Source organism: Streptococcus sp. UMB1203 (assembly GCF_030217725.1).
Classification (GTDB): Bacteria; Bacillota; Bacilli; order Lactobacillales; family Streptococcaceae; genus Streptococcus.
Genome location: NZ_JASOOK010000038.1, coordinates 1 through 10,364, shown reverse-complemented (window position 1 = coordinate 10,364; position 10,364 = coordinate 1). Strand labels below are relative to the sequence as shown.

General features: G+C 41.8%; 8 protein-coding genes and 1 pseudogene. 8 read left to right on the top strand and 1 reads right to left on the bottom strand.

What is annotated here, in order from left to right; all coding sequences use genetic code 11:
- Positions 1 to 171: 171 nt before the first annotated feature.
- The 6 genes and pseudogenes from thrC (at position 172) to pcp (ending at position 6,202) form a co-directional block, all read left to right on the top strand.
- Positions 172 to 1,656, top strand: coding sequence for a threonine synthase (gene thrC, locus QP439_RS08360; RefSeq protein WP_285389469.1), 1,485 nt, complete (start codon positions 172 to 174; stop codon positions 1,654 to 1,656).
- Positions 1,657 to 1,716: 60 nt separating this feature from the next.
- A complete protein-coding gene (locus QP439_RS08355; protein WP_285389467.1) occupies positions 1,717 to 2,997 on the top strand; it encodes an MATE family efflux transporter in 1,281 nt (426 codons plus the stop codon).
- 3 nt (positions 2,998 to 3,000) lie between these two features.
- The gene (locus QP439_RS08350; protein WP_285389465.1) at positions 3,001 to 3,621 is read left to right on the top strand and encodes an HAD family hydrolase; all 621 of its coding nucleotides are present in this window, start codon (positions 3,001 to 3,003) and stop codon (positions 3,619 to 3,621) included.
- A 165-nt stretch (positions 3,622 to 3,786) separates the two neighbouring features.
- Positions 3,787 to 5,055 (top strand): LysM peptidoglycan-binding domain-containing protein, encoded by a 1,269-nt coding sequence (locus QP439_RS08345; protein ID WP_285389463.1) that lies wholly within the window; start codon positions 3,787 to 3,789, stop codon positions 5,053 to 5,055.
- A gap of 210 nt (positions 5,056 to 5,265) precedes the next feature.
- Positions 5,266 to 5,547: pseudogene (locus tag QP439_RS08340) on the top strand (MarR family winged helix-turn-helix transcriptional regulator); the annotation flags it as partial.
- A 10-nt stretch (positions 5,548 to 5,557) separates the two neighbouring features.
- Positions 5,558 to 6,202: a pyroglutamyl-peptidase I gene (gene pcp, locus QP439_RS08335; protein WP_261046547.1), complete on the top strand. Its 645-nt coding sequence runs from the start codon at positions 5,558 to 5,560 to the stop codon at positions 6,200 to 6,202.
- A 25-nt stretch (positions 6,203 to 6,227) separates the two neighbouring features.
- Here the strand turns inward: pcp and QP439_RS08330 are convergent, their stop codons facing one another.
- Positions 6,228 to 7,085, bottom strand: coding sequence for a DUF975 family protein (locus QP439_RS08330; RefSeq protein WP_285389457.1), 858 nt, complete (start codon positions 7,083 to 7,085; stop codon positions 6,228 to 6,230).
- 116 nt (positions 7,086 to 7,201) lie between these two features.
- Here QP439_RS08330 and tgt point away from each other — a divergent pair, with 116 nt between their 5' ends.
- Positions 7,202 to 8,344, top strand: coding sequence for a tRNA guanosine(34) transglycosylase Tgt (tgt, locus tag QP439_RS08325; protein ID WP_285389454.1), 1,143 nt, complete (start codon positions 7,202 to 7,204; stop codon positions 8,342 to 8,344).
- A gap of 100 nt (positions 8,345 to 8,444) precedes the next feature.
- On the top strand, positions 8,445 to 10,262 hold the full coding sequence (locus QP439_RS08320; RefSeq protein WP_285389451.1) for an acyltransferase family protein: 1,818 nt from the start codon (positions 8,445 to 8,447) through the stop codon (positions 10,260 to 10,262).
- The last annotated feature ends 102 nt before the right edge of the window (positions 10,263 to 10,364 follow it).

The window sequence follows — 10,364 nt, the reverse complement described above, 5'->3', positions numbered from 1 at the left end:
AATTCCACCATAAAAATCCGTTTTAGACTAATTTCCACTTTGGTCAGGCAAGTGGAAGTTACTTTGAGAAGTTACCAAGAAGAATTGGGCCTATAATTTCTCTTATAAAAGGAGAATTTTCTGAAAAATCATGATATAATGGATGAGACTATAGATAAAGGATAGAGAGTAATGACATTAGTTTATCAATCAACGCGTGATGCCAACAATACAGTAACTGCTAGCCAAGCTATTTTGCAAGGTTTGGCGACGGATGGTGGTTTGTTTGCACCGCTTACTTATCCAAAGGTAGATTTGGACTTTGACAAATTGAAAGATGCTTCTTATCAGGAAGTTGCTAAGTTAGTTTTGTCGGCATTTTTAGATGACTTTACAGCTGAGGAGTTGGATTACTGTATCAACAATGCCTACGATAGCAAATTTGATACTCCTGCTATCGCGCCATTAGTGAAATTAGACGGACAATATAACTTGGAACTTTTCCATGGTTCAACAATTGCCTTTAAGGATATGGCCTTGTCTATTTTGCCATACTTTATGACAACAGCTGCTAAGAAACATGGTTTGGAGAACAAGATTGTCATCTTGACAGCGACATCTGGTGACACGGGGAAAGCTGCTATGGCAGGATTTGCGGATGTACCTGGTACTGAGATTATCGTCTTTTATCCAAAGGATGGTGTCAGCAAGGTACAAGAGTTGCAAATGACCACTCAGACTGGCGACAATACTCATGTTATCGCTATTGATGGTAACTTTGACGATGCGCAAACAAATGTGAAGCACATGTTTAACGACGTAGTTCTTCGTGAAAGATTAGCGGCTAACAAGTTGCAATTTTCATCTGCAAACTCTATGAATATTGGTCGTTTGGTGCCACAGATTGTTTATTATGTTTATGCCTATGCTCAGTTAGTTAAGACTGGTGAGATTGTGGCTGGTGAACAGATCAACTTTACCGTACCAACAGGAAACTTTGGAAATATCTTGGCTGCTTTTTATGCCAAACAAATCGGCTTACCAGTTGGTAAATTGATCTGTGCTTCAAATGATAACAATGTTTTGACAGACTTCTTCAAGACACGTGTTTACGATAAGAAACGTGAGTTTAAGGTAACAACTAGCCCATCTATGGATATCTTGGTATCTTCAAACTTGGAGCGTCTCATTTTCCACCTTTTGGGTAATGATGCGGTTAAAACAGCTGAACTTATGAATGCCTTGAACAAGCAAGGACAATATGAGTTGACAGACTTTGATGCAGAGATTCTTAATCTCTTTGCAGCTGAATATGCGACTGAGGAAGAAACGGCAGCAGAAATCAAGCGTGTTTATGAGGCAGATTCTTATATCGAGGATCCACATACGGCGGTTGCCTCGGCAGTTTATAAGAAATACCAAGCGGCTACTGGCGATGTGACTAAGACAGTGATTGCTTCAACAGCGAGTCCATACAAGTTCCCAGTGGTTGCAGTAGAAGCTGTAACTGGAAAATCAGGGCTTGGCGACTTTGAAGCTTTGGCTCAATTACATGATATTTCAGGAGTGGCAGTGCCGCCAGCAGTTGACGGGCTTGAAACAGCTCCTGTTCGTCATAAGACAACTGTTGCAGCAACAGACATGCAAGTAGCGGTTGAGGCTTATCTAGGACTTTAAGACAGAGGGAGTAAACTCGGTTGGGAAACCAACTGAGTTTCTTTTCATCAGGAGGAAGGATTGTTTAAGAAAAATAAAGACATTCTTAATATTGCCTTGCCAGCTATGGGCGAAAACTTTTTGCAGATGCTCATGGGAATGGTGGACAGTTATCTGGTAGCCCACTTGGGCTTGATAGCTATTTCGGGTGTATCAGTAGCTGGCAATATTATCACGATTTACCAGGCGATTTTCATCGCTCTGGGAGCTGCTATTTCCAGTGTTATTTCAAAAAGTTTGGGGCAGAAGGATCAATCTATGCTAGCCTATCATGTGACTGAGTCCTTGAAGATTACCTTACTATTAAGTTTCCTTTTAGGATTTTTGTCCATCTTCGCTGGGAAAGAGATGATAGGATTTTTGGGGACGGAGAGAGATGTAGCTGAGAGTGGTGGACTCTACCTATCCTTGGTAGGCGGATCGATTGTTCTTTTGGGCTTGATGACCAGTCTGGGTGCCTTGATTCGTGCAACGCATAATCCACGTCTGCCTCTCTATGTTAGTCTTTTATCCAATGCCTTGAATATTCTTTTTTCAAGTCTAGCTATTTTTGTTCTGGATATGGGGATAGCTGGTGTTGCTTGGGGGACAATTCTGTCTCGTTTGGTAGGTCTTGTGATTTTATGGTCGCAATTAAAGTTGCCTTTTGAGAAACCGACTTTTGGTTTAGATAAGGAACTATTGACCTTAGCGTTGCCAGCAGCTGGAGAGAGGCTCATGATGAGGGCTGGAGATGTCGTGATCATTGCCTTGGTTGTTTCTTTTGGAACGGAGGCGGTGGCTGGAAATGCAGTCGGAGAAGTCTTGACCCAGTTTAACTATATGCCTGCCTTTGGCGTCGCTACTGCAACGGTCATGATGGTGGCCCGAGCAGTTGGGGAGGATAATTGGAAAAAAGTAGCTAATTTGAGCAAGCGAACTTTTTGGCTTTCTCTGGTCCTCATGTTGCCTTTGACCTTCAGTATCTATGCCTTGGGTGTACCACTAACTCATCTCTATACGCCTGATCCTCTAGCGGTTGAGGCTAGTGTTCTAGTGACACTGTTTTCACTACTTGGTACTCCTATGACGATAGGAACAGTCATCTATACAGCAGTCTGGCAGGGTTTGGGCAATGCTCGGCTTCCCTTTTATGCGACAAGTATAGGAATGTGGTGTATCCGCATTGGAACGGGATATCTGATGGGGATTGTGCTTGGTTGGGGCTTGCCCGGTATTTGGGCCGGAACCCTTTTGGATAATGGTTTTCGTTGGTTATTTCTACGTTACCGTTACCAGCGTTATATGAGCTTGAAAGGATAGGAAATGCAAAAAACAGCTTTTATTTGGGATTTAGACGGGACTTTATTGGATTCTTACGAAGCGATTTTGTCAGGGATTGAGGAAACTTTTGGTCAGTTTGCTATTCCTTATGATAAAGGGAAGGTGAGGGAGTTTATTCTCAAGTATTCTGTTCAGGATTTGCTTGTGCAGGTGGCAGAAGAGAGAAAGATGGATGTGGCAGTGTTAAATCAGGTGCGTGCCCAGAGTCTGGCTGAGAAGAATGCTCAGGTAGTTTTGATGCCAGGTGCGCGTGATGTGCTAGCTTGGGCAGAGGAATCAGGAATTCAGCAGTTTGTTTACACTCATAAGGGAGATAATGCTCTTACCATTCTCAGAGATTTGGGGTTGGAGTCCTATTTTACAGAGATTCTAACCAATCAAAGTGGTTTTGCGCGTAAACCTAGTTCAGAAGCAGCTACCTATCTGTTAGACAAGTATCAGTTGGATTCTGAGAAGACTTATTATATAGGGGATCGAACTCTGGATGTGGAATTTGCCCAGAATAGTGGGATTCAAAGCATCAACTTTTTAGAGGCGTCTTATGAAGGCAATTACAGGATTCAAGCATTAGAAGATATTCCTCTTATTTTTAAGGTTAAGTGATAAAAATATTGTGTCAGTTTTGTGACAGAGACCTAACAAACTATTTCAAGTAATCGAGTTTGTTACAAGGGATAGACAGTTCTGTTAAATAGGCCCGAGAGGGCTTTTTTTCTACATTTTTTGTGTTATCATAGACAGGTACTCATTTGAAAGGAATTTGAAAGAATGAAGAAAAGAATATTATTAGCCTCAACAGTAGCCTTGTCATTTGCCCCAGTATTAGCAACTCAAGCAGAAGAAGTTCTTTGGACTGCACGTAGTGTTGAGCAAATCAAAAACGATTTGACTAAAACGGATAACAAAACAAGTTATACCGTTCAGTATGGTGATACCTTGAGCACCATTGCAGAAGCCCTGGGTGTAGATGTCACAGTTCTTGCGAATTTGAATAAAATCACTAATATGGACTTGATTTTCCCAGAAACCGTTTTGACAACGACTGTCAATGAAGTCGAGGAAGTAACGGAAGTTGAAATCCAAACACCTCAAGTAGATTCTAGTGAAGAAGTAACAACTGCGACAGCAGATTTGACAACCAATCAAGTAACGGTTGATGATCAAACTGTTCAGGTTGCAGACCTTTCTCAACCGATTGTAGAAGCACCAAAAGCAGTAGAAACTACAAGAACAAAAGAAGTGGCAACAAGTTCAGAAGTTGCAGAGACAGTTGCTACTGCAGAAGAAGTGGCACCATCTACAGGAACTTCTGTCCCAGAAGAGCAAACAGCCGAAACAAGCAATGTAGTTGCAGAAGCAGCTCCTCAGGCAACGACTCAAGCTGAGAAGCAAGAAACACAAGCAAGCCCTCAAGCTGAGAAGCAAGAAACACAAGCAAGCCCTCAAGCTGAGAAGCAGGAAGCACAAGCAAGTCCTCAAGCTGAATCAGCAGTAGAAGCAACTACAGCGCCAGTAGAAGAAAAAGCAACCGAAACAACTGCAACAAGTTCAGAAGAAGCAAAAGAAGCATCATCAAAAGAAGCTACACCAGCAGTTTCGACTTATCAACCAGAAGAGACGAAACCAGTTTCAACAACTTACGCAGCTCCAGCTGCGCCTGATTATGCTGGACTTGCAGTAGCAAAATCTGAAAATGCAGGCCTTCAACCACAAACAGCTGCCTTTAAAGAAGAAATTGCTAACTTGTTTGGCATCACATCCTTTAGTGGTTACCGTCCAGGAGACAGTGGAGATCACGGAAAAGGGTTGGCTATCGATTTTATGGTACCAGAAAGCTCAGAACTAGGGGACAAGATTGCGGAATACGCTATTCAAAACATGGCCAGCCGTGGAATTAGTTATATTATCTGGAAACAACGTTTCTATGCTCCATTCGATAGCAAATATGGACCAGCTAATACTTGGAACCCAATGCCAGACCGTGGTAGCGTGACAGAAAACCACTATGACCATGTTCACGTTTCAATGAATGGATAAACCAGACTTGGTAATATCATTTTGACGAATGAGATTTAGCTTTCGTGATAGAAAGCGATTCTCGTTCGTTTTTTCTTTGTCATACTCTTCGAAAATCTCTTCAAACCACGTCAGTTTTATCTGCAACCTCAAAGCTGTGCTTTGAGCAACCTACGGATAGCTTGCTAGTTAGCTCTTTGACTTTCATTGAGTATCAATATGAATGGAAATTTGAAGATTGATCAGGCTGCTTTGACCCGACATTTCAAAATTCTGGAAAAGGAAGGTTTGGTGGAGCGTCATCGTAATCCTGAAAATCAGCGGGAAGTGTTGGTAGAGGCTACGAAGTATGCTAAGGAGCAATTAGTGGTGAATCCACCTCTGCAGTATATCAAGGTTAAGCAAGAGATGGAAAGTATCTTAACAGAGTCTGAAAGAACAGAACTCAGCCGTTTAGTAAATAAATATGTTATACTTGTTTTTAAGAAAAAAGTCTCATTGAATTTGTTTTGAGGAGTTAGAAATGAAAGTATTAGTGACAGGTTTTGAGCCCTTTGGAGGGGAAAAGGTTAATCCAGCTTTGGAGGCCATTAAAGGTTTACCAGCTGAAATCCATGGTGCTGAGGTCCGTTGCCTAGAAGTGCCGACAGTCTTTCACAAATCGGCCCAAGTATTGGAAGAAGAAATGAACCGTTATCAACCTGACTTTATCCTTTGTATCGGCCAAGCAGGTGGAAGGTCTAGCTTGACACCTGAGCGAGTAGCCATTAATCAAGACGATGCACGCATTCCTGATAACGAAGGTAATCAGCCGATTGATCTTCCCATTCGAGTGGATGGTGCTCCGGCCTACTTTAGTAGTTTGCCTATTAAAGCGATGGTTCAAGCTATAAAAAAAGAGGGCTTACCGGCCTCTGTTTCCAATACTGCAGGGACTTTTGTCTGCAATCATTTGATGTATCAGGCCCTCTATTTGGTAGAAAAGAAATTTCCACATGTTAAGGCAGGTTTTATGCACATTCCTTATATGATGGAACAGGTGGTGAATCGACCGACAACTCCAGCTATGAGTTTAGTGGATATTCGGCGAGGGATAGAAGTGGCAATCCGCGCTATTATCGAATATGGGGATCAGGATCTCAAGTTGGTAGGCGGAGAAACTCATTGATAGAAAAAGCTTGAGGGAACAACCTTCAAGCTTTTGGACGTTTTCGAGCCAATACTGCTCGGTAAAAAATCATTTTATTAATTTGAATGTAGGGTAGGAGTGAGAAACTAGCAATCCCAAAGGTAATCCAATTGAGGAAATACCAAGGAAGGAGTTGTAAGTCTAGGATAAAACGCTGAAACTTGTAACCTTTCATCATGAAACGGCTGGTTTTAAGGATTTGTCCTGGTTTGGCTTGTCCCAAGTCTAGGGTGTCACAAAGGAGAAATTCTACCTGCGAATAAGCATAGTATTGTGGAATATAGAGACTATTTCCTATAATCATCAAGAAAATACTTGCTAGAACGTAAAGACCAAAGGTCATGAGGAAACGCTCAGTTTCAACTGACGTGAGATCCAGATTGGGAAATTCAGGATGGATTGCAACGAATTTCTTTGCTAAAAAGCTACTGTAAAAGAGGAAGTAAATCCCAAGCAAGCTAGGAATGCTCCATAAGAAGAGGTAGAAGCGTTTGAGAAGGAGAGTCAAAAAGGTTTGTGAAAAGTGCTCTTCGTTAAAGAGTGCGAGACTATTTTTGACGGATAGTTCTGTATCAGGATTCTTGATGAGTTTCAGCGTTGTATAAACTGAACTGGTTAGAAGAATAGCTCCGATAAAGGAGACTAATAGTGGAAAAAGGTAGGCTTGGAATACATGGCCGAGCACGCTAAAAAAGGGTTGTTCTAAAACACTCTCGTTGATGCGCTCTAAGGGATTGAGGAAGCCAGATAAGATGAGCAGTATGCTAGGTAAGAGATAGACGAGAAAGAGGCGGGGATTTTCAGCCTGAAATTGTCTGGCTTGCAGACGAACGGTTTTTAAATCAATTTTTGGGTATTTCATTCTCTCATTATACCATAGTTCGTGACAGTTCCTGCTTTTTTTGATAAAATCATACAGTATGCCCTTGGGCACAAAGTATGAACTGGGACTGTCTTTCCCAGCTTCGGAGGTAAAAAATGTCAGATTCACCAATCAAATATCGTTTGATTAAGAAAGAAAAACACACGGGAGCTCGTCTGGGAGAAATCATCACTCCCCACGGTACCTTTCCGACACCTATGTTTATGCCAGTTGGTACACAAGCCACTGTCAAAACTCAGTCACCTGAAGAATTGAAGGAGATGGGTTCGGGAATTATTCTGTCGAACACCTATCATCTCTGGCTTCGTCCTGGAGATGAACTCATCGCACGCGCAGGTGGTCTTCACAAGTTCATGAATTGGGATCAACCAATCTTGACAGATAGTGGTGGTTTTCAGGTTTATTCTCTAGCAGATAGCCGTAATATCACAGAAGAAGGGGTAACCTTTAAAAACCATCTCAATGGTTCTAAGATGTTCTTGTCTCCAGAGAAGGCCATCTCTATTCAGAACAATCTGGGCTCAGATATCATGATGTCTTTTGATGAATGTCCTCAGTTTTACCAACCTTACGACTACGTTAAGAAATCAATCGAGCGTACCAGCCGTTGGGCTGAACGCGGTTTGAAGGCTCACCGTCGTCCGCATGACCAAGGTTTGTTTGGAATTGTGCAGGGAGCAGGATTTGAAGACCTGCGTCGCCAATCGGCTCGGGACCTTGTCAGCATGGATTTCCCAGGCTACTCTATCGGTGGCTTGGCAGTGGGAGAAACCCACGAAGAAATGAATGCCGTCTTGGACTTTACAACCCAGCTCCTTCCTGAAAACAAACCTCGCTACCTGATGGGAGTGGGAGCGCCAGATAGCTTGATTGATGGGGTTATTCGTGGGGTGGATATGTTTGACTGTGTCTTGCCGACTCGTATCGCTCGTAATGGGACTTGTATGACCAGTCAGGGACGTTTGGTTGTCAAAAATGCTCAGTTTGCTGAGGACTTTACGCCACTAGATCCTGAATGTGATTGCTACACATGTAAGAACTATACACGCGCCTACCTTCGTCACCTGCTCAAGGCTGATGAAACCTTCGGTATCCGCTTGACTAGCTACCATAACCTTTACTTCTTGCTTAACCTGATGAAGCAAGTGCGCCAAGCCATCATGGATGACAATCTTTTGGAATTTCGTGAGTATTTTGTTGAAAAATATGGCTATAATAAATCAGGCCGTAACTTTTAAAATGGAATTGATATAAGCTAAAAATCCTAAGTTTTCTCTTGGGATTTTTCTTCTTTTTTTGATAGAATAAAGTGTATAATGAAAGGGAGAATAAACTCGTATGCGCATTAAATGGTTTTCCTTGATTAGGATTACAGGTTTACTTTTGGTACTCTTATATCATTTCTTTCAGACCATCTTTCCTGGAGGATTTTTCGGGGTAGATGTCTTTTTCACATTTTCAGGCTTCCTGATTACGGCTTTACTCATCGAAGAATTTTCTAAAAATCATGAGATTGACTTGATAGGATTTTTTAGGAGACGCTTTTATCGGATTGTGCCACCTGTGGTGTTGATGGTCTTGGTGACCATGCCTTTTACTTTCTTGGTTCGCCAAGATTATGTGGCTGGAATTGGGGGTCAGATTGCGGGTGTTTTAGGCTTCATGACCAACTTCTATGAGCTCCTAACAGGTGGGAGTTATGAATCTCAGTTCATTCCTCATTTGTTTGTTCATAATTGGAGTCTGGCTGTTGAGGTGCACTACTATATTCTTTGGGGGTTGGCAGTTTGGTTCTTATCCAAGCAGTCTAGGTCAAATGGTCAGTTGAGAGGGATGGTTTTTCTCTTATCAACTGCTGCCTTCTTGATTAGTTTCTTCTCCATGTTTATTGGTAGTTTTCTAGTGACCTCTTATTCCTCTGTTTACTTCTCCAGTTTAACTCATGTCTATCCATTCTTTTTGGGAAGTATCCTAGCAACTATTGTAGGCGTTCGTCAGACGACTTCCCTCGTCAAGCAGTTGGATAAAATTTGGGATTTACGCAAGACCCTTTTAGTTTTGGGAGGAGGTTTTGGCTTCTTACTCATTTTGACCTTCTTTGTCAAATTCACTTATTTTTTTGCCTATCTTATAGGCTTCTTGCTTGCCAGTCTTGCAGCTCTTGCTATGATATTGGCAGCGCGTGTCTTACATGAAAAGACTCCTAACGTACAGGAGCCAAAGATTATTAGTTTTTTAGCAGATACTAGTTATGCGGTTTATCTCTTCCATTGGCCTTTCTACATTATTTTCTCACAGTTGACATCAAATCTTTTTGCTGTGTTACTGACTTTGATTTTTTCTTATGGCTTTGCCAGCCTATCATTTTATGTGTTGGAACCTTGGATTGAAGGAAAGGATACACCTATTTTACAAACTCTTCGTCCCTTGCCTCATATTCACACAATCCTTGCTGCAAGTACAGGAATCTTGGCCTTCATTGTCTTTTTAGTGACTTTGATGGCTCCACAAGTGGGAGCCTTTGAGACAGACTTGACTGTCAATGGATTGAAGCAAGCTGAAACAAATATTGGTCAGACAAAGTTGATGGCAGAACGAGCAGAAGCTGATAGTTTAGGAATTGCTGATGGCACTATGCTAATTGGTGACTCGGTGGCTTTAAGGGCAAATACAGCCCTGCAGACAGCCCTTCCTGGAGCACAGATTAACGCGCAGGTCAGCAGAACAACCAAGACTGCCAATGAAATCATGCTAAATAATAGCCAGAATAAATTTCTACCAAAGATGGTGATTATTGCAACAGGCGTGAATAATCCTGAAAATTACAAGGAAGACTGGGATAGTATTGTGAAAAATCTTCCTAAGGGCCACCACATGGTTTTGGTGACTCCTTATGAAGGAGATAAGACAAAAGAGACCTATGCAAGCGTTGAGAAGGCTGCTGCCTATATGAGAGAATTAGCAGAGAAGACTCCTTACATCACGATAGCAGATTGGAATCAAGTTGCTAAGGAACATCCAGAAATTTGGACTGGGACAGACCAAGTTCATTTCGGAAGTGACAATAGTAAAATTGAAGCAGGAGCTAAATTGTATGCAGATACCATTGCTACAGCCTTACAAACAGCTCAAGACAAGCCAGTCAAATCAAAATAATTTGTATTAAAAAGAGAAGAGTTGGAGAAATGTACTGACCCCAAAAAGTTAGACAATTAATTTAAGCAAAGGATTTAGTTCTGTATTGTACAGGGCTAAGTC